The sequence below is a fragment of the Arthrobacter sp. GQ119 genome (genome assembly GCF_059759125.1).
The window spans coordinates 103,501-126,619 of the sequence record NZ_JCAXEA010000010.1 but is presented as its reverse complement, the minus strand read 5'-3'; the positions used below and the strand labels follow the sequence as shown (position 1 = coordinate 126,619).

The following is a 23,119-nucleotide window of genomic DNA, read 5'->3' as shown; positions in this document are numbered from 1 at the left end:
TCGATCAAGACCAAAGTGGGCATCACTGCACATCAAGTTCCACCAGCTTAGCATCCGGCAGCACGCAGCCCCGACAAGGCGGCTCCGCAACCGGTGGCGGGGGACGGATCGCAACTGCCCGTACGTTAGGCCGTGAGGTGAGAACCGCGAGTGGTGAGAAAGGTGTTAAGCGGAAATTACACAGCCCGCAGGGGGCTGTAACACGGCGGGCGCAGGATGGCCCTATGCGGGGATAAGTGCACCACTTGCCGAAAGGGTCTGACCATGGTTCTGAAGAATCTCTTCCTCCAAGGCATCTTCCCGTTCAACGGAGCCGGGCTGGAAAAACCCGTTCCCATCCACAGCCAGCTTTCCCGCTACGTACCGGACGGCGTGATCAACCAGACGCTCTACTTCCGGGGAGGCAACTCCTCCGGGGAACTGATCACTGTGGTCCTGATGCGGGACGGCATCCCCATGCGCTACTTCCCCATCGGGGCCAGGAGCGACGTCCACGTTCCGCTGCGGGTAGTGGAGGACATCGAGGGCGGCTCGCTGATCGAGCTCAGGCTGCTGGCGGATACCGGCGTCAGCGGTTCCGTGGTGGTGGACCTCGGCATGGTGGAGCACTGATGACCACGCTGGCGAGCCGGGCCGCCCGGACGAAAACCGTTGACTCCCGCCGTCGGCTCGTGGTGATCGGCAACGGCATGGCCGGGGCGCGGGCCGTGGAGGAAATCCTGGGCCGCGGCGGCGGTGTGCAGTACAGGATCACCATGTTCGGCGACGAACCGTACGGCAACTACAACCGGATCATGCTCAGCCACGTTCTGTCCGGCGAGGAGGAGACCGGCAACATCTTTCTCAACTCCCTGGCCTGGTACCAGGAAAATGACATCACGCTGCACGCTGGCGTCCGGGTGGAGCGGATCGACCGGTTCGCCAGGCTGGTATTTTCCGACGACGGCAGGGCCACCCCGTACGACGTCCTGGTGATCGCCACCGGCAGCCGCTCCCACCTGCCGCCGATGGACGGCATGTACACGCCCGGCGGCCGCCTGCTGCCCGGGATATTCGCCTTCCGCACCATCGACGACACGCGCAACATGGTCGCCTACGCGCAGCAGGACCACCACCGCCGCGCGGTGGTGATCGGCGGCGGACTGCTGGGGCTGGAAGCCGCGCGCGGGCTGCAAAGCCACGGCATCGACGTCGACGTGGTGCACTCCGGCGGCCACCTCATGAACGCGCAGATGGGACCCGACGGCGGTGCGGTCCTGCGCCGCAGCGTGGAGGCCCTCGGCATCAGGGTCCACACGGGCAGCCGCACCACGGCAATCCTGGGCGGGGACAAGGTTCGCAGCGTCCGGCTGCGGGACAGGCCGGACATCGCCTGCGACATGGTGGTGGTGGCGGCCGGCATCCGCCCCAACGTGGAAGTGGCGGTCACCAGCGGCCTGTCCGTGGAGCGCGCCATTGTTGTTGACGACCACATGCGCGTCCCGGACGAGGAAGACATCTATGCGGTGGGGGAATGCGTCCAGCACCGCGGCGAGGTGTACGGCCTGGTGGCACCGCTGTGGGAGCAGGCCGCCGTGCTGGCGGACCACGTGACGGGGGCCAATCCCAAAGCGGCGTACCTGGGGACCCGGACCGCCACGAAGCTCAAGGTGGCCGGCGTCGATGTCGCGTCCATGGGGCTGCAGGCTCCGGAACGGGAGACGGACGAACACGTGGTGTTTTCCGAACCCAGCCGCGGCGTCTTCAAGTCGATCGTGATCCGGGACGGCAAGATCGTGGGCGCCACACTGCTCGGGGACAGCCGCAAGGTGGCATTTCTAACGCAGGCGTTCGATCGCGGCCTCCCGCTTCCGGAGGAGCGCGTCTCATTGCTGTTCGACGTCGGCGGGCCGGCTGAGGAGGCGGGCGTCGCTGAACTCGCCGGCGACGCGCAGGTCTGCAACTGCAACGGGGTCAGCAAGCAGGCGCTGGTGGATACGGTGAAGGGCGGCTGCAGCACGCTGGCCGGAGTCATGGACGCGACCCGGGCGGGCAAGGGCTGCGGCTCCTGCAAGCTGCTGGTCCGGCAGGTGGTGGAGTGGGCCGCGGACGGCGCGGTCGGGGAGGATCCGGCCGCCACGTACTACGTGCCGGGCGTTCCGCTGGAGAAAGCGGACCTGATGAAGGCCATCCGCGAACAGGGGCTGCGGTCCGTGTCGGCGGTCTTCGCGGCCCTTGCTCCAGGAGGCGCCGAGGACGCCAAGTCCAAGATGGGCCTGGCGTCGCTGCTGAAGATGATGTGGGCCGGCGAGTACATCGATGAGCGGGACGCACGGTTCGTGAATGACCGCGTCCACGCCAATATCCAGCGCGACGGCACGTTCTCCGTGGTGCCGCAAATGAAAGGCGGAGTCACATCGCCGGAGCAGCTCCGCCGGATCGCCGACGTCGCGGACAAATACAAGGTTCCGATGGTGAAGCTGACGGGCGGGCAGCGGATCGACCTGCTGGGCGTCCCCAAGGAGGACCTGCCCAAGGTCTGGGCCGATCTCGACATGCCGTCCGGCTACGCCTACGGCAAGAGCTTCCGCACGGTGAAAACCTGCGTGGGGCAGGAGTTCTGCCGCTTCGGAACCGGTGACTCCACGAAGCTGGGCGTCGAGATCGAGTCGCGGTTCCAGGGCATCGAGTCGCCGGCGAAGCTGAAGCTGGCCGTGTCCGGCTGCCCAAGGAACTGTGCCGAATCGCTGGTGAAGGACGTGGGCGTGGTAGCCGTGGAGGGCGGGCGCTGGGAGATCTATGTGGGCGGCGCCGCCGGAGCACACATCCGCAAGGGTGACCTGCTCGCCACCGTGGACGATCCCGAGAGGGTCAAGCTGCTGACGGGCCGCTTCATGCAGTACTACCGCGAGCGGGCCAACTGGCTGGAACGGACCTACGCCTTTGTGCCGCGGGTCGGGATCGAGCACCTCCGCTCGGTGATCGTGGAGGATTCAGAAGGAATCGGCCCGGAACTGGACGCCGCCATGCAGCAGTCCGTCGACGCCTACGTGGACCCCTGGGCCGAGCGGGACCGCCCCCTCACCCCGGGCCAGTTCCGCACCTCGCTTCCCCTCACCGTCCTCCCCCAGGTGCCGGTCCGATGAACGCCGGGGCTGGTCCTGTGCCAGGCGCCGTGCACGTCCTCGGCCCGCTGAAGCAGGTACCCGTTGGTGAGGGACGCGCCTTCGGGGTGGCCGGTGAGCAGGTGGCGGTGTTCCGGCTCCGGGACGGCTCCCTCCGGGCGGTGTCAGCCGTATGCCCGCACAAAGGCGGTCCGATCGCCGACGGCACCATTGACCGGTCCGTGGTGATATGCCCGCTGCACCAACACTCCTTCGAACTGGATACTGGCTGCTCCACCACCGGCGCCGGGCCACTGCGGAGCTATTCGGTAGGAGAGGACGGCGCGGGCAACATCGTCCTGCAGCTCCCCTGACGCCCCCTGGCACCTAGTTGGGCGCGGGGTTCTATGGCAGGGTGATACGCATGCACTACACCGCCGATCCGCGCGTGGACGCCTACATCGATGCCCTGCCGGAGTGGCAGCAGGCAGTGTGCCGGCAGGTCAGGGAGCTGGTCCATGCCGCCGATCCGGAGATCACCGAAACCATCAAGCGCACGCGCCAGCCGTACTTCGAGCTGCAGGGGAATGTCTGCGCCCTGCTGGCGGCCAAGGACCACGTGAACGTGTTCCTGTACGACGGCGGGCTGACGCCGGACCCGGAACACCTCATCACCGGCGGGCAGGGGAACAAGACCGGCCGGACGGTGGCCTTCTACGAGGGGGAAGCGATCAACGCGCCGGCCCTGCTCGAGATGTTCAGGTCGATCATCGCCAACAACCGTGCCGGCGGCTGGCGCCGGATCCAGAAGGGCCAGTAACCGATGAGCGATCAGCAGCACTCCCCCGGCGGGCAGGCAGAACCAACGGACGACGGCGCCGCCCGCCTTTGGGACGAGATGTACCGCAGCCGCGCCCGCGTCTGGAGCGGCCGGCCGAATCCGCAGCTGGTCGTGGAAGCGGCCGGGCTCGCGCCTGGAGCGGCCCTGGACCTCGGCTGCGGAGAAGGGGCCGATGCACTCTGGCTCGCCGAGCGGGGCTGGACGGTGACCGCGGTGGATGTATCCGCCGTCGCGCTTGAACGTGCGGCCGGACGCGCAGCGGAATCCGAGGCGGGCCACCGCGTCACCTGGCTGCAGCGGGACCTGGAAACGTGGGCTCCGGACATGCAGTTTGACCTGGTCTCCGCGCAGTTCCTGCACTCCACGGAAATGCCCTGGCAGCGCTCGCACCGGCTCGCGGCGGACGCCGTGCGGCCAGGCGGGACCCTGCTCGTCGTGGGTCACCACCCGGACGGGCTGCCGCCCTGGGCGAGCCACCGCAACAGCAGCCACGGCGGCGACGCGCCGGGCGGCCAGGCGAAAGGCGGCCACGGGACGGGGCGGTACTTCACACCCGGGCAACTCGTGGCGGAACTCGGCATCGCGCCGCCGGAATGGGACGTGGCGGTGGCCGAAAGCCGGGAACGGGAAGTGACGGGCCCGGACGGGCAGATGGCCATCCTCGCCGACGCCGTCGTGCGCGCCACCCGTCTGCCGCTGCAGTAAGCGCCACATCCGGCGGCCGGCCGGGCCGATGGTCCGCCCAGATCCTATGCATTGAATCCCCGCATCTGATCCCTGCCTTCTTCAGTGATCCGTTCCGGTCCCCAACCTTCTATTACGTATGCGTTTGTCACGCATTTCAAAGATCTTGATACAGTCTTCCCAAGGAGGCAAGGTAAGCCTTACCTAAGCGCCTTCCTCCTGATCGTAGTTGGGAAGCGGTGCGATGAAAACACCCAGTCTCAAGCGGTGTTGTGCCAGGGGTGGGCCTTCACCGCGGTCGAGCAGTGGAGACGCACCGCTTTCGTCCGCCAAACCCCAAGGACCTTTTTATGGCAATCCAGTACGCCCTCGCAGCCTCCCGGCCGCGTCATGGGGCCACGAGCCTCTCTTCCGACATGCCCAGCATCGATGACTTCAAGACCGCTTTCGGCAACCATCCTGCCGGCGTTGCCATCATCACCGCCCAGGGCGCCAGCGGGCCGGTGGGGCTGACGGCCAGTTCGGTCTTTTCCGTCTCGGTCAATCCGCCGCTCCTGGCATTTTCACTCTCCGCGCAGTCATCGTCCGCGCACGCAATCCGCAAGGCCAGGACCCTCGTCGTGCATCTGCTCGGCGCAGACCAGATTGGCCTGGCGAAAACTTTTGCCACCGGCGGCATCGACCGCTTTGAGGACACATCCGCCTGGTCCCGCCTGGTCACCGGAGAGCCCGTTCTGCCCACGGCCGATGCCTGGCTGCGGGGAAGCATTGTCAACGAAATGCATGCCGGTGACTCCGTGGTGGTCGCGATGCGCGTGCTGCAGGTCAACGTCCGATCCGCTGGGGACGGGGTTGCCGGGCCGTCCCGGCCGCTCGTGTACCACCACCGTTCCTGGCACTCACTCAGCGCTGATTCCATGGTCACTTAAGACTCCGCTGCCCCCGGCCGGCCGGCGACTCACGAGCCGGCCAGCTGCTGCCGCGGGGACGGCTGTCAGAGCGTCCCCCCGGCGGCTTCCGGTGTTCCGGAGTCGTGGCCTCCTCCACCGTGCCCGCCGTGGTGTCCGTGATGACCGCCGTGATGACCGCCATGATGGCCGCCGGGGCGCCCGTGATCGCCGACGCGTTCGCGGGCGAGGAAGTTTTCGATGTCGAAGAGGTTGTCCGCGCGCCGGGCGATGTTCAGCAGCGTCGTCATCGAGGCCACTTCCTCGACCTGTTCCTTGAGGAACCAGAGCATGAACTGTTCTCCGAGGGCGTCGTTTTCCGCCCGTGCGGCTGCAAACAGTTCTTTGATGTTCTCGGTGACTTCCTGTTCCTGGGCGAGGGCAAGGGCCAGTGGCTCCTCTACTTTGTTGAAGTCATTGCGGACCGGTTCCACGCCGGGGATGGGGATCTTCAGCCCGCGGTCCAGGATGTAGTGAACCATCATCATGGCGTGGTTTCGTTCTTCCAGTGATTGACGGTAGAAATGTTTGGCCAGCTGGGGCAGGTCCTGCCCGTGAAACCAGACGGCAATGGCGATGTACTGCTGGGAAGCGGCGAACTCGTTGCCGACCTGGTGGGCCAGCAGATCATTGAATTTAGCGTTACGCATCGGAGTCTCCTCGGGTCGATGTTGAAAGGCTGGGTCGGTGTTGGAAACGCTGTCCAGCACCCGGGCCGGGGCTGCAGGCGGGGCCCCTGCAATGAGAATCCTCCGCCGCCAGCCCGGGGTCAATACGTCTCCATTACCCGGTTCCAGCAGCGGTTCCTTCGTGGGTCAGCGGTCCGGAATCAGTTGGCGACGCGGGGCGCTGTGGCCACCGCGGCGGCGGCGATCAGCGCCATCAGGGCGAAAACTCCGGTGAAAGAAACCGCCGTCGTCGTGAATGCGGTGAACACGATGCCTGTGGCGGCGAGCGCCAGGGCACCGCCGAGGGAGTCCGCGATGGACATCGCCGAGCTGTTGAAGCCTTCCGTGTCCGGCGCAGACAGGGCGAGTGTCATGACGCTCAGCCGCGGATACATCAGGCCCATGCCGCCGCCGGCCAGAATCCACCCGGAAATCGCGACGGCGGCCGGCCAGCCAAACGCTGTGGTCACCAGGGCGAGGACGATGGCGGACAGCACCAGCACGGAACCGATCCGCACCGAGACGGGGCTGCCGAGCCGGTTTCCCAGCCGGCCCTGAATGCCCGAGGCCGCTGCCCACGCGAGCGCGCCGCCGGTCAGGGTGAGGCCGGCAAACGTCGGCGCGAAGGCGTAGCGCTCCACCAGCAGGTACGGCAGGTAAACCTCGGCGCCAAAAAACCCGGCCGACGCCAAACCGCGGGTGAGGATCACGCTCGGCAGGCCCCGCCGGGCAACCAGCGTGCCGCGCGGCACCAGCGGCCTGACGGCCAGCAGCGCGACGACGACGGCGGCGCCCGCCACGAGCGCCCCGACCACCGGAACGGCGGAGGACAGGTTTAGGCCCAGCACGGCCAACGCCGCGAGCGCAGCCCAGGCAAGCCTCCCGAATGCCCAGGGCACCGGCTGGTCTTCCGGCCCCGAGCGCACGCCCCGCAGGGCAGGGACGAGCATGGCCAGGGCCGGGATGACCAGGCCCACCACGCCCAGGAACACCCACTGCCACCCGGCCAGCTGCGCCACGAGGCCCGCAGCGAAGGGCCCCACCAGGGAGGGGATGACCCATGCTGCGGAGAAGGCAGCGAAGATTTTGGCGTGCAGCCCGGGTGGATAGGCCCGGGCCACCACCACGTAGAGGGCCACCGTGATGGCCCCGCCGCCGAACCCCTGGACCAGCCGGCCCGCCACGAGAACCGCCATGCTGCCGGCGGTGCCGGCAATCAGCAGGCCGAGTACGAACACCGCCACCGACACATAGAGCGGGGCGAGGGGGCCCCGCCGGTCGGACCAGTTGCCTGCGCCCACCATGCCGATCACCCCCGTGGCAAGCGGCCCGGCGAACGCGAGGGCGTAGAGGCTGGCGCCGTCGAGCTCGCGGCTCACGAGCGGCATGATGGTGGTGACCGCCAGTGATTCGAAGGCGGCAAGGAACACAAGGGCGCACGATCCCACGGTCACCAGAAGATACGGGCGCCGGAGTATCCCCGCGGCAGGGGCGGCGGAGAGCGGCGGGGCGGATTCGTGCACGGCAGCCTGATCGGTAGTCGGTTGGTACGGGGTAGCTTGCCACAGGACGGCGCCATTGTGGAGGAAGCCGCGTGGAGCAAGCCGGGTGGAGCAAGCCGGCTAGTCTGCGAGCTCCAGGCCGTGGGCATCCACGACGACGGCCCCGCTCGCCGTGGAGTCCTCGTTCAGCATCCAGCCCACCCGTTTAACCGTGGACAGCATGACGACGCTCTCCACCAGTTCGATGCCGGGCACCTTTTGCTGCAGGGCAAGCTCGGCGTCCATGACGTCGGCCAGGGACTGCAGCCACATGATGATCACGAAGTTGGTGGGGCCCGTCGTCGAGGCGCTGAGCCGCACATTCCGGATGGACCGAATGCTCGCGGCGGCGGCTTCATGCTGGCCCGCAGGCACGTTGACGAACCACTGGCAGGTCACCGGAAACGACGAGTAACGCTGCGCGACCTCACACCGCAGGGACAGGATGCCGCTGGCCAGCACCCGGTTCAGCTGACGCTGGACGGTGGCAGGATTGCGGCCCAGGGCCCGGGCAATGTCCGCCGCCGTGGCCCGTCCGTCCCTGGCCAGATAGGGCAGCAGGTCCAGATGGCTTGCCGGCAGCGGCTCCCGCGCAGCGCCAGTCTGGTCCGGCTGCGAAGATGCGGGTCGGGTGAACGCCTGGAGGGCAGCCTGCTGCGTACGGCTCAGGACGTTCAGCCGCCAGGTGTCAGCGCCGGTGTGAAGCCGTGTGCACAGGGCAGTCTGGTACTTCACCAAGCCCTCTGTTTCCTTCAGCCGGGACACCACTTTCGTGCTGAAATCCTCCAGGGACCGGGTGACGACGGTCAGCATCAGATCGCGGTTGCTGGCCGCCTCCTCCACGGTGACCACCTCCGGCAGCGCAGCAAGACTGGCCGTGACCTGTTGCCGCCGGTCCATTTCGCAGTCCACAGCCACAAAGGCGAGGCACATCTGCTTCGGGTCTCCGATCAGGTGCGCCGTGGTCCACGAGGCGCCGGCCGCCCGCAGCCTGTCCCAGCGGGCGGCAAGCGTCGTGGCGTGGACGCCGAGAATGCCCGAAGCGTCCGACCAGCTGAGGCGCGGCGCGATCTGCAGGGCGTTGATAAGGGCCAGGTCTTCCTCGCTGAGCTCCACGGCAGCTCCTTCGTGTTGCATGATTCCTGCAATTATTCGCTTCTCATGCATTTTTACAGCACTTTGACGGGCTGTGAAGCAGGTCACCTCAGAATAGACCGAGACCGAGTAAGCCGAAGTCAAAGGGAGTACACGTGCCGATTGCCGCAGACGCCAGGGACATGCAGGAAGACCTCGCCAGGCTCCGCCACAACTTGCACCGGGAGCCGGAAATCGGCCTCGAGCTGCCGCGGACGCAGGAAAAGATCCTCAAGGCCCTCGACGGCTTGCCCTTCGAGATCACCCTGGGCCGGGACACGACGTCGGTCACGGCGGTCCTGCGCGGCGGAGCCCACGTTGGAGGCGGCGATGGGGCTATGGTGGGCGACGGTGCTGCGGCCCGGCGCCCGGCAGTTCTCCTCCGCGCGGACATGGACGGGCTGCCCGTCCAGGAGAAGACCGGCGTTGACTACACCTCCAGAATCGACGGCGCCATGCACGCCTGCGGCCATGACCTCCACACGTCCATGCTCGCCGGGGCCGCCACGCTGCTGGCCGAACGGCAGCACCAGCTGCCCGGCGACGTCGTGCTGATGTTCCAGCCGGGCGAGGAAGGCTTCGACGGCGCCAGCTACATGATCCGCGAGGGTGTGCTGGACGCGCCGGGCCGCCGGGTGGACGCCGCCTACGGCATGCACGTGTTCTCCTCCCTCGAACCCCACGGCACGTTCTGCACCAAACCGGGCGTCATGCTCAGCGCTTCCGACGGGCTGGTGGTCACGGTGCTCGGCGCCGGCGGCCACGGCTCCGCCCCGCACTCGGCCAAGGACCCGGTGACGGCCGCGGCCGAGATGGTGACGGCCCTGCAGGTCATGGTCACCCGCCAGTTCAACATGTTCGACCCCGTGGTCCTGTCCGTGGGGGTGCTCCACGCCGGCACCAAGCGCAACGTCATCCCGGAAACGGCCCGCATCGAGGCAACCATCCGCACGTTCTCGGAAGAGTCCCGGCAAAAGATGATGGACGCCGTGCCCCGGCTGCTCAAGGGAATCGCAGCAGCGCACGGCCTCGGCGTGGACGTGGACTACCAGCAGGAATACCCCCTCACCATCACGGACGAGGATGAAACGCACACCGCTGAAAGGGTCATCACGGGACTCTTCGGCGACTCCAGGCTTTCGCGCTGGGCCACCCCGCTCAGTGGTTCCGAGGACTTCTCCCGCGTCCTCGCCGAGGTGCCCGGCACCTTCATCGGACTGAGCGCGGTGCCCCGGGACACAGACCCGGCCACGTCCCCGTTCAACCACTCACCGTACGCAACGTTCGACGACGGCGTCCTCGCTGACGGGGCCGCCCTCTATGCGGAACTCGCCATCTCGCGGCTGGCCACGCTGGCTGCCGCCCCTGCGGCGGCACCGGCAGCCCTTTCCGCCTCCTCAGCTTCCTAAGCCCAGCCCCACCAGGAGAAACCATGACCACCACCATCAACCAGCAGCGAGCAGACCGGGCGTCCACGCGAAAGACTGTGGTCGGCACCGGCATCGGCAACGCCGTCGAATGGTACGACTGGGCCATTTACGCCACCTTCACGCCGTTCATCGCGAGCCAGCTGTTCAGCAAGTCGGACCCGGCCTCGGCGGTGCTGTCCACCCTGGCGATCTTCGCCGTCGGCTTCGTGGCCCGGCCGTTCGGCGGGTTCCTCTTCGGCTGGATCGGCGACAGGGTGGGCCGCAAGGCCTCCATGACGCTCGCCGTCGGGCTCGCATCCCTGGGCAGCCTGATGATCGGCATCGCGCCGACGTTCGCAGCCGTGGGCGCGTGGGCGTCACTGATGCTGCTGGTGGCCCGGCTGGTCCAGGGCCTGGCGCACGGAGGTGAGCTGCCGTCGTCGCAGACCTATCTTTCCGAGATGGCACCCAAGGAACACCGCGGCTTCTGGGCCACCCTGATCTATACCTCGGGCACCGTCGGCATCCTGTTCGGGACGCTGCTGGGGGCGGTCCTGAACATGGTGCTGAGCACCGAAGTGATGAACGCCTGGGGCTGGCGGCTCCCCTTCCTCATCGGCGCCGCGATGGGCCTGTACGCGCTGATCATGCGCGCCAGGCTGCACGAGACGGACGTCTTCGAGGGCGAGACTGTCGCCGAGAAGCGCGCCCCGATCTGGCCGCAGATCGTCCGGCACCGCAAGCAGGCCCTGCAGGTCATCGGCCTGACGGTCGGACTCACGGTGATCTACTACATCTGGGGCGTTGTGGCGCCTAGCTACGCGACTACGGCCCTGAAGATCGACCGCGGCGAGGCGTTGTGGGCAGGCGTCATCGGCAACATCGTGTTCATCGCCGCCCTGCCATTCTGGGGCAAGCTTTCCGACCGGATCGGCCGCAAGAAGGTGCTGTGGTCCGGCGCCATCGGCTCGGCCGTGATGCACTTCCCGATGACCTGGCTGCTGAAGGATTCGGCGTGGCAGCTCGCCGTCGGCATGTCCGTGATGCTCATCTTCATCGCCGCGAGCGCCGCCATTGTGCCGGCCGTTTACGCCGAGCTGTTCCCCACCAGCATCCGGACCGTGGGCGTGGGCGTGCCCTACTCCATCTGCGTGGCACTGTTCGGCGGAACAGCCCCTTACCTGCAGCAGTGGCTCGGCACGTCGCTGCGTATGCCCGACCTGTTCAATGTGTATGCGGTGGTGCTGCTATTCGTCAGCGCGGCGTTCGTCTTCACACTCCCGGAGACCAAGGGCAAGGACCTGGCGCACTAGATACAGGCCCAACCGGCGGGTCAGATGAAACGGTTGCGGCCTGCCCGGTAGCCGAAGACGGCCGCAAGCAGACCCACCGCGAGGAACAGCACTCCGGCCGCCGCAAACGAGCCGGTGCTCTGGTGCAGCTGGCCCACCAGGAGCGTCCCTGTGGAGCCGAGTCCGTAGCCCACCCCCTGCATCATGCCGGAGAGGTGGGCTGCGGCATGCCCGTCCCGGGTGCGGAGCATGATCATGGTCAGGGCCACCGCGGTGAGGCTGCCCTGGCCCAGGCCCAGGAGTCCGGTCCACACCCAGATCAGCTCCAGCGGGCCGAAGATGCTCAGGGCGAAGCCGCCCCCGGTCATGAGCGCCACGACCGTGTTGATGGCCCGCTGATCGCGCAGCCTCGCTGCCAGCGCCGGGGCGAACAGCGAGCCGAGCATCTGCAGGACGATCGAGGCGGACACCACCAGCCCCGCCGTTCCGCCGTCGATGCCGCGATCCCGCAGGATCGGCGCCAGCCAGGCGAAGACACTGAACGACATCATGGACTGCAGCACCATGAAGATGGTGACCTGCCAGGCGATCGCGGAGCGCCACACATTCACGCCGTCGTGCACGGCGTTGTGCTGGCCGTGGCGTTGACGGATCGCGACCGGAAGGAAAAGAAGAAGGACGACGGCGGCCGGCACCGCCCAGAACCACAGCGCCGCGGTCCATTGACCGGTAGCGCTGAAAACCGGATAGGTGAAACCAGCCCCCAGCGCAGCTGACGCACAGATGGCCGTGGTGTAGAGCCCGCCCATCAGGCCGAGCCGGTGCGGGAAGTCGCGCTTCACCAGCCCGGGCAGCAGCACGTTGCACAGCGCAATCGCCGCTCCGCACGCCGCCGTGCCTGCGAGCAGGGCGGGCAGGTGCCCCGCGCCCGGAACATCGGCGGGCCTGGCCAGCAGCCCGGCCGTCAGCACCGCCAGGGCCCCCAGCAGGACGCGCTCGGCACCGAATCTTCTCGCCAGGACGGGAGCCAGCGGTGCGAACACGCCCAGCAGAGTCACCGGGACGGTGGTCAGCACCACCACTGCCCAGCCCGGCAGGCCGGCGCCGGAGGTTATTTCGGGGAGCACCGCAGAAAAACTGGAGAACACAGTGCGCAGGTTCAGCCCGATCAGCACCAGGCACAGGCCAAGGTACGCCAGCCCCCGGCGGCCGCCGACATGCGTGGGCTCAGCGGACGGAACCTCGTCTACCTCGGCGTCCACGAGCGATCCGGATACGGCGCCCAGGACGGGCCGGGTCGCGCCGTTCTTCAGTGCCCTGTTCTTCACTGTCCCGTTCTTCCCTGTCCCGTTCTCCACCGTCCCGCTCTTCCCACCGTCCCGCTCTTCCCACCGGTCATCCGGCCATTCTTGCAGGGGCGCGTTATCCACATACGAAAGAACACCGGTTACGGCTGTCCACGGCCCGGAATTAGTCTGGCTCCAAATAGCGGTCCGCGGCACCGCGCACCGACTACCACCGGGAGAACCATGAGTATTCCGTTTGCGCCCAAGGTCCCCGACCATCCCGGTCCGTCACGGGGCCGGGCGGCGTCGGAAGGCACCGGCGAAGGCGGGGCGAGCGTCGTGTTTGGTGCGCTGGTCCTGCCCAGCATGCTCCTGACTATTGTGCCCACCATGTTCGCCATGCTGTTCACCCGCCCCGACACCGGCAGCAACGGCCTGGAGTGGGTGGCGGCGGCAGTCTTCTGGAGCCTGCCCACATTTTTCGGGCTGCTGGCAGCGCTTTTCGGCATTCTTGCCGTGAGGCGGCATCAGCGCGACACCTCGGCGTGGAGCGCCGGCGTGGCAGGACTCTGGCTCGTGGGGACGGAAGCTGCCTTCGTCCTTCTCCCAGGGGCCATCCACGTCGTTGTCACAGCCCTGCCCTGAACGCCTTCCCTGCGCACCCGGGGGCGCCCCCACTGCCGATGCCGGCGGCGTGCTGCCCCGCGAACTCCACTATTCTGGAGGTGATGAGTGAAACCCCAGATTCCCCCCGGCCGCCGGAGAACCAGACGCCTGAGAATCTCAGGACGCCGAGGCCCGTCACGCCCGGCAGCCAGGCCTCGTTCGGCACGTACGGAGGACGGCCCGTCAGTTTCGTCCGCCGCGGAACACGCCTCCAGGGCCGCCGGCAAGCCGCCTGGGAAGAGCACTCGGACCGCTGGGCAGTGGACGTCCCGCGCCACGTGGCCAACACCTCGGTCCACCCGGACTACATTTTCGACGCGGAGGCAGAGTTCGGCCGGAAAGCGCCGCTGATCGTTGAGATCGGATCGGGACTTGGCGATGCCGTCTGCCACGCCGCCGAGCAGAATCCGGACACGGACTTCCTCGCGGTCGAGGTCTACACCCCCGGGTTGGCCAACACCATGATCAAGATCAACAGCAGGGGCCTCACCAACGTCCGTGTGGTGGAGGCCAACGCGCCTGAAGTACTCGCCACCATGCTTCCGCCTGAATCGGTGAGCGAGCTGTGGATCTTCTTCCCCGACCCCTGGCACAAGTCGCGCCATCACAAACGGCGGCTCATTCAGCCCGAGTTCGCCGAGCTGGCCGCCAGGGCCGTGAAGCCGGGCGGACTCTGGCGGATCGCGACCGACTGGTCCAATTACGCCGTGCACGTGCGCGATGTGCTCGCCGGTTCCACGGCGTTCGTCAATATGCACGACGGTGAACGCAGGGGGCCCGAGAGCCCGCTCACCCACGTCTGGCAGACCGGCGTCGAGTCGGTCGTGGGCGGCGCCCCGGTGAGGGAAGGCCGGGCGCCGGTCAGCACCGAGCACACGGGACCCAACGAGGGCATAGATGAAACCGGTGGCTGGGCGCCTCGGTTTGAGGGCCGCATCCGCACGAGCTTTGAGAACAAGGCCCATGAGGCCGGCCGCATGATCTTCGACCTCTGCTACCGGCGGGTCTGACGCCGCCGGAGCCGGGCCGGGGCACATCTGCGGGCCCTGGGCGGGGCGCAGTCGCGGGGCACACTTGCGGAGCTTGGTTGCGCGCAGCTGCCATCTTTTGCGCAGCCTCCGCCCGTGGCACGATGGGGCATGTAGCGGGTAGCCGCGGGAGACGCATGAGCCATGCCGGCGCGAAGGAACGACCATCAAACGAGAACTGCAGGGCGCGGCAGACAAAGCCGAAGAGGTCACTAACTCCCGCGCACTCGAGCTGCTGGCCCGGGCAGGGTTTGCCGTCAGCGGCGTGCTCCATTTTTTGGTGGGGACGATCGCCATCGGGCTGGCAGTGGGAAAGGGCGGCAGGGCTGACGTCAGCGGGGCTGTCGCAGAATTGGGCAGCCAGCCCTTCGGGCCCCTGCTGCTGTGGGCCAGCTTCGCCGCCTGCGTGGCCCTGGCGCTGTGGCAGGCCAGTGACGCCATCTTTGCCTACCAGCACCTTCGGTCCAAGGACAAAATAGTCAAGAAGCTCAAGGCCGCCGGCCAGGCGGTGGTCTACGCCGCAATGGCTGTTTCACTCGCCGCGTTCGCGCGAGGCAGCGGCAGTGACAACCGGGAATCCGCGAGTGACATGACCGTGGGTCTCCTGAAGGCACCGGGCGGCCTCCTGCTCCTGATTGTTGTCGGGGCGGCAGTAGCTGTCACCGGAATCGTCTATGTGGTCCGCGGATTCCAGAAGAAGTTCGAACGGCACATCCGCATGCCTGCATCGCCCTCGGCACGCAAGGGTGTTACGGGCCTGGGTATCGCCGGCTACGCGGCCAAAGGCGTCGCCCTCTTCCTGACTGGCCTGCTCGTCATCACCGCCGCAGCCACGCTCCGCCCCGAACAGTCGACGGGACTCGACGGCGGCCTGCGGGCGCTGCGCGAACAGCCCTTTGGCATCTATCTGCTCGCCGCCGTGGGCGCAGGGCTCATCTGCTACGGCGTTTTTATGGTGGTTCGGGCCAGGCTCGGCCGCATGGAATCCCAGCGCCAAGGGACCTAAGGCTTGAAGTCATCGTGCAGCACGATGCGCGAAAGCTCCACGTCGCCACGCGGAGTCTTCCAGTAGTGCAGCCGCCGCGCCGACGCCACGCTTCGTTCGATGGATGCGCGAAAGCACCTGGCACCGTCCTCGCGCTGAATCTGGGCCGCATCACCGCCACCTGTGGCGCGTAGGGGATGCACCTCCCGGGCCGAGCTCCGCTCCGCGAGACCGGTCAACACTTCCACCACCGCTTTCAATGCCTTGGGCACGGCGCCCTGTTCCGTCCGTGAATACAGTGAGGCGGCGAAGTCGGGACCTACGCGGTATCCCCCTGGAAGTGGAAACCTGGACTTGTCTTCGCCGGGAACGTTGCGTACCCACGCCAGATAGATATCGTGCCGGACGCGGTCATCCGCTGTTTCGAAGGCCTCTGTTGCGTCTTCACGGGACCGCTTCAGAGCCTGCTGCATTTCACGGTTGCGGGCGCGAAGCGTGCGCAGGTCCTCCATTTGTTTGGCGTTCCTTGCGGCCAATCCGGCCCTCAGCCCGTCACTGGCCGCCGCTTTCCGTCGCTCGAGCTCCAGCTCCGCCCGCAGGGCCGCCACCTCGCGCTCCAGCCGAAGAAGCTCCGGCCCGGCGCTGCTCCCCGCCTTGACCAACTCCTGCAGCCGGGCCACCTCAGCCTTCTCGGTGGCAAGGGAAAGCTGCACCGTGATCAGAGCGGGTGAAGGACTGTCGGTGGCGCGTCCTGCCGAGGCCGGCGGAGCCGGTTCCCCGGCAGCCACCGGAATTTCATCGATCCCAGTGGCCACGCGTTCCAGCAGGTGTCTTCCTGCCTGCAGCCAGGGAGTCCCGCCCAGCAGCAGTTCGGGGGATGCCCGGACCTCCCCATCATCATCAACGTCGATGAGGGAAAGAACAACGGCGCCCTTGACCCTGAGGAACCGGACAACCACCACTTCCCCCTCCGTCACCAAAGTGTCAGCCGTGTCCAGAGGGTTCGACGACATCCGCTCCAGGGGAACTGGCCACCTGCAGCCGGGGAAAAGGTTGAGCGTCGCCGCCTTGCCGGTCACCTCCTCCACCAGCGCAAGCACCAGGTCACCCGAGGAATAGAGATCTGCGAGCCGGGGGACCACTTTCAGGGCACTGATGTCCAGGGTCCTGGCGTCGGCGTCGTACAGCCCGGACACCGCTTGCCCTTCAGCCAGCATCCAGTCCAGGCGCACGGCCGGCAGGAGTTGCTCGCGCTGGATAGTGCAGCGCCGGCCGTCTGACAACTCCACGATGGCACGGGAGCCACCGCTGGCAAAGGCCTTGACCACGCCGTCCATCTTTTCCGCGCGTTGCGGCACGACCGCTGGTGGCGGCGATGACGTAAGCCGTCCCAGCACGTCGTCAATGATCTGTTCCGCTGCGCGCGCGGCAGCATCCGGACTCTGTGCCATCCGGAGCGGGCTTCTGTACACATCCTGCATCCAGTCGAGGTCCGCAGAATAGACCCGGGCGGCGTTCCCGTAAACATTGGCACCCGGAGGCAGCGCGTCACCGAGCCTGAAGGTCTCGGGACCGTTTTCGAGGTAATAGACATCGGCGAGGTCCCCCACTTCACGGGCGATATGCTCGACGTCAATCCTGTTCCGGGGCTGGCCGGGATGCCAGGCAATTACCGCAGCCGGCCGCAGGCGGCCCGCCGACATCAGAGTCCGGGCGAGCTGCTCCCCGGAGGCCACAAGTTCGTAGGAGCCGCCGGAATGATCGCGCTTGGGATGGCCGCGGTTCCCTGGCCGCCGGCCCACGGCGGCGCGGTTCCTGTGCTCCCGGCTGCTGTGGCCGTGATCCCCGCCCCGCTGCTCCATTGAGTCCCCTTCACCCTGGACTCCAGTAGAACACCTGGCTGAGACAAAAACGGGCTATTTCAGGCGCCCGGCACGGTGATCACCGCAATTGTCTGCTGCTGTTCATTCCGCACCTCGACGCTGGCAATGCTCGAGTACTGCAGCGGGGTTGCGCTGGTGACCTTGGCCCGGCCGCTGGGGGTCGCCATCCAGGCGCAGGCGCGGTCTTCCGCTCCCGCCCGGTCCTTGACCCACAGTGAGAGCTTCCCTTTGTTCGGCAGGCTCTTGCCGTCCACCGCCAGTTCGGTACCCCACGTCTTCTTGACCATGCCCACGGTCACTTGGATGCCGGTGTCGGCTTCCACCGAATAGCTGGCATCAGGCCTGTTAGCCGGGTCCAGAAGCGGCCCCGCGGCGAAGCCCAGGGCGAGGCATGCGGCGGCGACAGCCCCGACGAACGCGGTCAGCCGCCGTCGGGAATGACGACGGCGGGCCGCCAATTCGTCAAGGACAGGTTGCGGGACGTCGGCAGAAGGCTCCCGGGTGCGCGGCGCCCGCGGAGCCGGAACGGCGAGCGCCACGGCGTCGGGCACCGGCACGGCGTTCAGCAGGCCGGGAAGCGTCTCCAGGTCTGCGAGTTCATCCCGGCAGATTGCACACTGCTTCAGGTGGTCCGCGAAGCGCGCCTTGTCCGCGTCGTCGAGGCCGCCCAGAATGTATGCCCCCAGCAACTCATGGAGTTCCTTGCCGTTCACCGTTCCACACCCATTTCATCAAGAATTGTCCGCAGAGCCTTCACCGCGTAGAACGCCCTGGATTTCACCGTGCCGCTTGGAATGTTCAGCTGGACGGCGGCCTCATTCACCGTGAAGCGCCGGTAATGCAGCGCCACAAGTACGTCCCGATGCTCCGTGCTCAACCGAAGCAGGGCCTCTTCCATCAGCACCCTGGTGAGCAGTTCGTCGACCTTCCCGATGACTTCCGCCGGATCGGCGAGCTCGCGCTCCTCGGCCTCCTGTGGCCTGCGCTGGGATTTCCGGTAATTGTCGATCATGATGTTCCGGGCCGTCCGGAACAGGTAACTGCGCATGCTTCCCGTGATTGTCGGCGCCTGCTGCCAGACGCGCAGCACTGTCTCCTGGACGATGTCATCGGCCAGTATCGGGTCGTGGGTGGCACTGATCACAAACCGGCGCAGGGCCATCCCATGCTCGCGGTAGATTGCGGCAACCACATCTTCGTCCAGCGGCACCAGGACCTCCCGGAGGTGACTCGATGCCGGTCCCTGCGGCCCGGCATTCTGGCATGTAAGACGCGGACCGGCCCAGAAAAGTTCATTCAGGTCCGTCGTCTGCGCCTTGAACCATTCTTCACCTTCATGCGTCATTCCAAATAGCGCCGGATCCTGGATGCCGGCCTGAGCCAAGGAGCAGCACATGAACAAGCAATTGAGCGTTGGCCTTGCAGTTTTGGCCCTTGCCGCGTCGCTGACCGCCTGTGGCGGCGGAACCGGCACAACTCCTACCACGGCCGCCCCCGCCACCACTGCCGCCGAGTCGCCCACCGAAACCCCCATGTCCACAGCTACTGAAACGGCTGCAGTTGACCTGAAGACCGCATCGTCGGCCGAGGGCGAAATCGTGGTGGACGGCAAGGGAATGAGCGTCTACTACTTCACCAAGGATGTGAAGGACTCCGGCAAGAGCAACTGCACTGGTGACTGCCTCGTTGCCTGGCCGCCGGTCCTCACCACCAATGACACCCCCACCGTTGAGGGCGTCACCGGAAAGGTCGGAACCATCGACACCCCTGACGGCAAGAAGCAGGTGACCATCGAAGGCATGCCCGTCTACCTGTGGGAGAAGGACAAGGCCCCCGGCGACATCACCGGCCAGGGCGTAGGCAATGTGTGGTACCTCGTGGCCCCCGACGGCGCCATGATCAAGTAAGGCGTCGATCAAGTAAGGCATCACAAGCGGTAGTGCCGGAGCCCACGCCCTCGGACACCGGCACTGCCATCATCTCGCTGCACAGCCCCCGGCGGAAGTTCGCCCGGGTGACGCGGGCCAAGAAGACGGCCGTGGACGTGGCGCTGCGGATCGAGATGACTTTTGGGGGACGTCTCGAACCGGTCCGCGTCCGCGGCGGCTGAGACCGTGCCGCCGATTCGACGGTTCCGTGCACACTCGATGCTGCGAAGCGTCGAGCCGGCAGGGAACCGTCGAAACGGCGGGCCGATAACGCGGCCGATGACGCCGCGGGCTCAGCCCGTGACGGTGAGGCCCACCAGGGTGCCGCCGTCGCCTTCTGCCAGGAGGCCGACGGCGGTGCTGGAGTCCGAGGGGAACACCTGGTCCGTGATCGTGGCCAGTCCGTCCTGGGCGAAGACCTCCACGGAGCAGCGGTCCAGGAAGACCCGGAGCCGCAGCCTGCCGTCGATCATCGGAATGGCCACCCGCTCCACAGACGGGAAATCCTCGTGGAAGCCGACGTCGCCGGACGCGGTCCGGTCCAGGCTCAGCTCCCCCGCTACGGAATCGTAAGCGAGCACGGTGCGCTCGAGACCGGCGGAGGCGCCGCTTCCGGCACGGAGCACCAGGCCAACTCTGCCGGCGGCCCCGGGCTCAAACTCCGCATCGATCCGGAGCACGTCCCCGGAGGCCTCGGCCGGAAGCCAGGTGATGCCGCTCTCCAGTTCCTGACTGCCAAGCATGAACAGCCCGGTTCCGGAGGCCGCGAAGGGATCCACCGCTTCCTGGATCAGCACGGGACGTCCGCCTCGGGATTCCAGCCGGACCTCCCGGACCAGGGACATGGCGCTGCGCCAGCCCTCCGAAGGCGTGGACGCGGCGTACTGCCAGTTGTTCATCCAGGCGATCATGAGCCGCCGACCGTCCGGGGCGTTGCTGAAGGACACGGCCGCGTAGTAGTCCCGGCCCCAGTCCAGCCAGCCGTAGTCGGCCATCCGGGTCCCGTCCGTCTGCTCGCCCTCGGTGACTGTCGTTTCGGAGCGGAAGGTCACGCCGTCGAACGTTCCAATGAAGTACTGGCCGCCGGAGCCGCCGGCGACGCCACCCGGGCTGAGGTTAACCACGAGCACCCACCGGGTGTTTCCGGCGTCACCGTCCACGGGCAGTTCGAACAGGTCCGGGCATTCCCAGACGCCGTCCGTGGCGTTCGCCGGGCCAAAGGTGCTCAGGTACTCCCAGGTTTTCAGGTCCGCCGACTTGTAGAGAACCACTTCATGGGTGAGGGCTTCGACGGCGGCCATCACCCAGTAGCTGCCGGCGTCGCCGTCGTACCAGAAGACCTTGGGGTCGCGGAAGTCCGAGGACGCCCGGTCCAGCACCGGATTTCCGGCGTACTTGGTCCAGGTGGCGCCGTCGTCCGTGCTGTAGGCGAGGGACTGCGCCTGCCGGCCGGCGAGCAGCGAGCCGGGGGCGTAGGCGCTCGTATAGATCGCCACAAGCGGCGGGACTCCCCCAACACCGAAACCGCTGGTGTTGAGGGTGTCCACCACGGCCGAGCCGGAGAAGACGGCTTCCTGCCCGTCGCAGGGAATGGCCACGGGCTGCTCGTCCCAATGCAGCAGGTCCGCGGAGGTGGCGTGGCCCCAGGACATGTTGCCCCAGACATCGCCGTGCGGGTTGTGCTGATAGAAGAGGTGGTAGACGCCGTTGGAGTAGACCAGGCCGTTGGGGTCGTTGAGCCAGTTGCGTTCCGCGGCGTAGTGCCATGTGGGCCGGTACCGGCAGTCGAGATCGGCGGTGGGATTCATGGAAGTGGTTGTCTTTCGAACTAGGAAAAGCCGGTCAGCCCTTGACGCCGCTGGAGGCGATGCTGTTGATGAAGGAGCGCTGGAACGCGATGAACAGGATCACCACGGGAACAGTGATGAGGGAGGCGTACGCCATCACTTCGCCCCAGGAGACGTTCAGCTGGAAGAAGTACTGGATGCCGATCATCACTGGCCGCAGCTCCTCGGACTGGACCACCATGAGCGGCCACAGGTAGGAGTTCCAGGCCGGAAGGAAGGTCAGGATGGCCACGGTGGCTGTGGCGGGCCCGGCGAGGGGCATGACCACCTGGCGGTAGATCTTGAACCAGCCTGCGCCGTCAATCCTGGCGGCCTCGTCCAGTTCCTTCGGAATGGATTCGAAGTACTGGTGGTAGAGATAGATGGAGAAGGCGTTGGCGATGAACGGGATGATCTGGACCTGGTAGGTGTCCAGCCAGCCCTTCGAGATCTCCAGGCTGAAGCCGTTCAGCTCGAAGTACGGCAGCTGGTTGACCCACCACACGAGGGGCAGCGCCAGGGTCTGGAAGGGCACGATCAGGGTGGCCAGGATGGCGGTGAACACCACGCGCTTGCCGCGGACCTCCATGCGGGACAGAGCGAAGGCGCAGAGGCTGTTGATGAATATGCCGAGCACCACCGTGACCGCGGAGATGCCGATGGAGTTGATGAGGAAGCGGGCCGCCGGCACGCGGTCAAACACGGCTCCGTAGTTGTCGAACGAAATGTTGCCGATGGGCAGGAATGCGGCCACCGAGGACATGTCGCCGAAGATCTGCTGGTCCGGCTTGAGCGAGGACACCAGCATGAACACGATGGGGAACGCGGCGACGGCGGCGAACAGGATGCGCACGGCCATGGCGCCGATGGAGTTGAGGCGGAGGGCGTTTTTCACGTCAGTCCTTCTCTCGGGTCAGGTAGCGCTGCACTGCTGAGATCAGCAGCACGAGGACGAAGAATACGAGCGAGATGGCCGAGGCGTAGGAGGTTTCCTGCTGCTTGAAGCCGGAGCGGACTGCCTCGTAGATGATGGTGGTGGTGGAGTCGAGCGGCCCGCCCTGGGTCATGACGCTGACCTGGTCGAAGAGCCCGAGCGCCTGGATGGTGATAGTCACCAGGACCAGGCTGCGGGTGTGCTTCAGGCCCGGCCAGGTCACGTAGCGGAACTGGTGCCAGCGGCTGGCGCCGTCGAGCTGCGCCGCCTCGTACAGCTCGCCGGAGATGCTCTGCAGGCCGGCGAGCCAGATGATCATGTGGAAGCCGGCGGCCTGCCAAATGGACAGCGCGATGATGGCCGGCATGGCGGTGGCGGGGTCGTTGAGCCAGTCCGCGCCCGGAATGAGGCCGAAGCTCACCGTGGACAGGATCTCGTTGATCAGGCCGTCCTTGCGGTACATGAACAGCCACAGCAGGGACACCACCACCATCGAGGTGACCACGGGCAGGAAGTAGATGGTGCGGAAGAAATTCACGCCGCGGAACTTCTTGTTGATCAGCAGTGCCATGGCCAGGGCCAGCGCTGACTGGACGGGCACGACCACCACGGCGAAGTAGCTGACGTTCAGCAGTGCCCGCCAGAAGGTGGGATCGGTGAACAGCCGGGCGAAGTTGTCCGTTCCCACGAACTCCACGGGCCGGGGCGAAATGAGCCGGGCGTTGGTGAATGCGAGGCCGAAACCGAGGATGGCGGGAAGGAACACGAAGGCGAGCAGGAGGACCGCTGCAGGAGCGATCATCCCCCAACCGCTGAGCTGTTCGCGCAGCCGGCCGGGACGGCGGCCGCGCGGAGTGGCCGGGGCGGCCGGGGCCGCCGGGGCGGGGGCGCCGGAGCGGCGCGTGGGAAGCTGGGTGGTTGTCATGGGAGTCTCCGTTGACGGTCAGTGCCGGCGGGAGGACGACGGCGGCAGTTGAGTACCGC

23 protein-coding genes are annotated in these 23,119 nt (G+C 66.9%); 13 read left to right on the top strand and 10 right to left on the bottom strand.

Annotation, left to right across the window (positions count from 1 at the left end):
- Positions 1-264 precede the first annotated feature (264 nt).
- The 6 genes from AC6CH3_RS11270 to AC6CH3_RS11245 all read left to right on the top strand — a co-directional run bounded on the left by AC6CH3_RS11270 (position 265) and on the right by AC6CH3_RS11245 (position 5,537).
- On the top strand, positions 265-612 hold the full coding sequence (locus AC6CH3_RS11270; protein WP_498132518.1) for a molybdopterin oxidoreductase: 348 nt from the start codon (positions 265-267) through the stop codon (positions 610-612).
- Complete coding sequence (gene nirB, locus AC6CH3_RS11265; protein WP_498132517.1) at positions 612-3,125, top strand: nitrite reductase large subunit NirB; 2,514 nt, start codon at positions 612-614, stop codon at positions 3,123-3,125. Before AC6CH3_RS11270 ends, nirB begins: the two co-directional genes overlap by 1 nt.
- Positions 3,122-3,457: a Rieske (2Fe-2S) protein gene (locus AC6CH3_RS11260; RefSeq protein ID WP_498132516.1), complete on the top strand. Its 336-nt coding sequence runs from the start codon at positions 3,122-3,124 to the stop codon at positions 3,455-3,457. Before nirB ends, AC6CH3_RS11260 begins: the two co-directional genes overlap by 4 nt.
- Before the next feature lie 50 nt (positions 3,458-3,507).
- Entirely contained in the window at positions 3,508-3,903 is a 396-nt protein-coding gene (locus AC6CH3_RS11255) for a DUF1801 domain-containing protein (protein ID WP_498132515.1), read from the top strand.
- Between the two features lie 3 nt (positions 3,904-3,906).
- Positions 3,907-4,629, top strand: a complete 723-nt coding sequence (locus AC6CH3_RS11250; RefSeq protein ID WP_498132514.1) for an SAM-dependent methyltransferase — start codon at positions 3,907-3,909, stop codon at positions 4,627-4,629.
- A gap of 329 nt (positions 4,630-4,958) precedes the next feature.
- Positions 4,959-5,537, top strand: coding sequence for a flavin reductase family protein (locus AC6CH3_RS11245; protein ID WP_498132513.1), 579 nt, complete (start codon positions 4,959-4,961; stop codon positions 5,535-5,537).
- 65 nt (positions 5,538-5,602) lie between these two features.
- On the opposite strand, the gene AC6CH3_RS11240 is transcribed toward AC6CH3_RS11245, so the two are convergent.
- The 3 genes from AC6CH3_RS11240 to AC6CH3_RS11230 form a co-directional block, all read right to left on the bottom strand.
- Entirely contained in the window at positions 5,603-6,205 is a 603-nt protein-coding gene (locus tag AC6CH3_RS11240; protein ID WP_498132512.1) for a ferritin, read from the bottom strand.
- 179 nt (positions 6,206-6,384) lie between these two features.
- Positions 6,385-7,746 carry an MFS transporter gene (locus tag AC6CH3_RS11235; protein ID WP_498132511.1) on the bottom strand — a complete coding sequence of 454 codons (1,362 nt, stop codon included), beginning with the start codon at positions 7,744-7,746 and terminating at the stop codon, positions 6,385-6,387.
- A gap of 99 nt (positions 7,747-7,845) precedes the next feature.
- Positions 7,846-8,901 (bottom strand): Lrp/AsnC family transcriptional regulator, encoded by a 1,056-nt coding sequence (locus AC6CH3_RS11230; RefSeq protein WP_498132510.1) that lies wholly within the window; start codon positions 8,899-8,901, stop codon positions 7,846-7,848.
- A 113-nt stretch (positions 8,902-9,014) separates the two neighbouring features.
- Here AC6CH3_RS11230 and AC6CH3_RS11225 point away from each other — a divergent pair, with 113 nt between their 5' ends.
- Both AC6CH3_RS11225 and AC6CH3_RS11220 read left to right on the top strand, forming a co-directional pair.
- On the top strand, positions 9,015-10,307 hold the full coding sequence (locus AC6CH3_RS11225; protein ID WP_498132509.1) for a M20 metallopeptidase family protein: 1,293 nt from the start codon (positions 9,015-9,017) through the stop codon (positions 10,305-10,307).
- Positions 10,308-10,330: 23 nt separating this feature from the next.
- Positions 10,331-11,620, top strand: coding sequence for an MFS transporter (locus AC6CH3_RS11220; protein ID WP_498132508.1), 1,290 nt, complete (start codon positions 10,331-10,333; stop codon positions 11,618-11,620).
- Between the two features lie 20 nt (positions 11,621-11,640).
- Here AC6CH3_RS11220 and AC6CH3_RS11215 read toward each other — a convergent pair whose 3' ends face one another.
- On the bottom strand, positions 11,641-12,912 hold the full coding sequence (locus AC6CH3_RS11215; RefSeq protein WP_498132560.1) for an MFS transporter: 1,272 nt from the start codon (positions 12,910-12,912) through the stop codon (positions 11,641-11,643).
- Positions 12,913-13,128: 216 nt separating this feature from the next.
- Between AC6CH3_RS11215 and AC6CH3_RS11210 the strand changes: the two genes are divergently transcribed.
- The 3 genes from AC6CH3_RS11210 (at position 13,129) to AC6CH3_RS11200 (ending at position 15,585) form a co-directional block, all read left to right on the top strand.
- Positions 13,129-13,530, top strand: coding sequence for a hypothetical protein (locus tag AC6CH3_RS11210; protein WP_498132507.1), 402 nt, complete (start codon positions 13,129-13,131; stop codon positions 13,528-13,530).
- Between the two features lie 83 nt (positions 13,531-13,613).
- On the top strand, positions 13,614-14,561 hold the full coding sequence (trmB, locus tag AC6CH3_RS11205) for a tRNA (guanosine(46)-N7)-methyltransferase TrmB (RefSeq protein WP_498132506.1): 948 nt from the start codon (positions 13,614-13,616) through the stop codon (positions 14,559-14,561).
- A 196-nt stretch (positions 14,562-14,757) separates the two neighbouring features.
- Positions 14,758-15,585: a DUF1206 domain-containing protein gene (locus tag AC6CH3_RS11200; RefSeq protein WP_498132559.1), complete on the top strand. Its 828-nt coding sequence runs from the start codon at positions 14,758-14,760 to the stop codon at positions 15,583-15,585.
- Here the strand turns inward: AC6CH3_RS11200 and AC6CH3_RS11195 are convergent.
- The 3 genes from AC6CH3_RS11195 to AC6CH3_RS11185 are packed head-to-tail and all read right to left on the bottom strand — an operon-like array spanning position 15,582 to position 18,657.
- Positions 15,582-17,426 carry a hypothetical protein gene (locus AC6CH3_RS11195; RefSeq protein ID WP_498132505.1) on the bottom strand — a complete coding sequence of 615 codons (1,845 nt, stop codon included), beginning with the start codon at positions 17,424-17,426 and terminating at the stop codon, positions 15,582-15,584. The genes AC6CH3_RS11200 and AC6CH3_RS11195 overlap by 4 nt on opposite strands.
- A 59-nt stretch (positions 17,427-17,485) precedes the next feature.
- Entirely contained in the window at positions 17,486-18,160 is a 675-nt protein-coding gene (locus AC6CH3_RS11190; protein WP_498132504.1) for an anti-sigma factor, read from the bottom strand.
- Positions 18,157-18,657 (bottom strand): sigma-70 family RNA polymerase sigma factor, encoded by a 501-nt coding sequence (locus AC6CH3_RS11185; protein ID WP_498132503.1) that lies wholly within the window; start codon positions 18,655-18,657, stop codon positions 18,157-18,159. Before AC6CH3_RS11185 ends, AC6CH3_RS11190 begins: the two co-directional genes overlap by 4 nt.
- 184 nt (positions 18,658-18,841) lie before the next feature.
- Here AC6CH3_RS11185 and AC6CH3_RS11180 point away from each other — a divergent pair, with 184 nt between their 5' ends.
- Together AC6CH3_RS11180 and AC6CH3_RS11175 are read left to right on the top strand one after the other, a co-directional pair.
- Positions 18,842-19,354 carry a COG4315 family predicted lipoprotein gene (locus AC6CH3_RS11180; RefSeq protein WP_498132502.1) on the top strand — a complete coding sequence of 171 codons (513 nt, stop codon included), beginning with the start codon at positions 18,842-18,844 and terminating at the stop codon, positions 19,352-19,354.
- A gap of 32 nt (positions 19,355-19,386) precedes the next feature.
- Positions 19,387-19,557: a hypothetical protein gene (locus tag AC6CH3_RS11175; protein ID WP_498132501.1), complete on the top strand. Its 171-nt coding sequence runs from the start codon at positions 19,387-19,389 to the stop codon at positions 19,555-19,557.
- Positions 19,558-19,668: 111 nt separating this feature from the next.
- On the opposite strand, the gene AC6CH3_RS11170 is transcribed toward AC6CH3_RS11175, so the two are convergent.
- The 3 genes from AC6CH3_RS11170 to AC6CH3_RS11160 are packed head-to-tail and all read right to left on the bottom strand — an operon-like array spanning position 19,669 to position 23,060.
- Positions 19,669-21,183 carry a glycoside hydrolase family 32 protein gene (locus AC6CH3_RS11170; RefSeq protein ID WP_498132500.1) on the bottom strand — a complete coding sequence of 505 codons (1,515 nt, stop codon included), beginning with the start codon at positions 21,181-21,183 and terminating at the stop codon, positions 19,669-19,671.
- Positions 21,184-21,217: 34 nt separating this feature from the next.
- The gene (locus tag AC6CH3_RS11165) at positions 21,218-22,096 is read right to left on the bottom strand and encodes a carbohydrate ABC transporter permease (protein WP_498132499.1); all 879 of its coding nucleotides are present in this window, start codon (positions 22,094-22,096) and stop codon (positions 21,218-21,220) included.
- Position 22,097: 1 nt separating this feature from the next.
- Positions 22,098-23,060, bottom strand: coding sequence for a carbohydrate ABC transporter permease (locus AC6CH3_RS11160; protein WP_498132498.1), 963 nt, complete (start codon positions 23,058-23,060; stop codon positions 22,098-22,100).
- Positions 23,061-23,119: the final 59 nt, after the last annotated feature.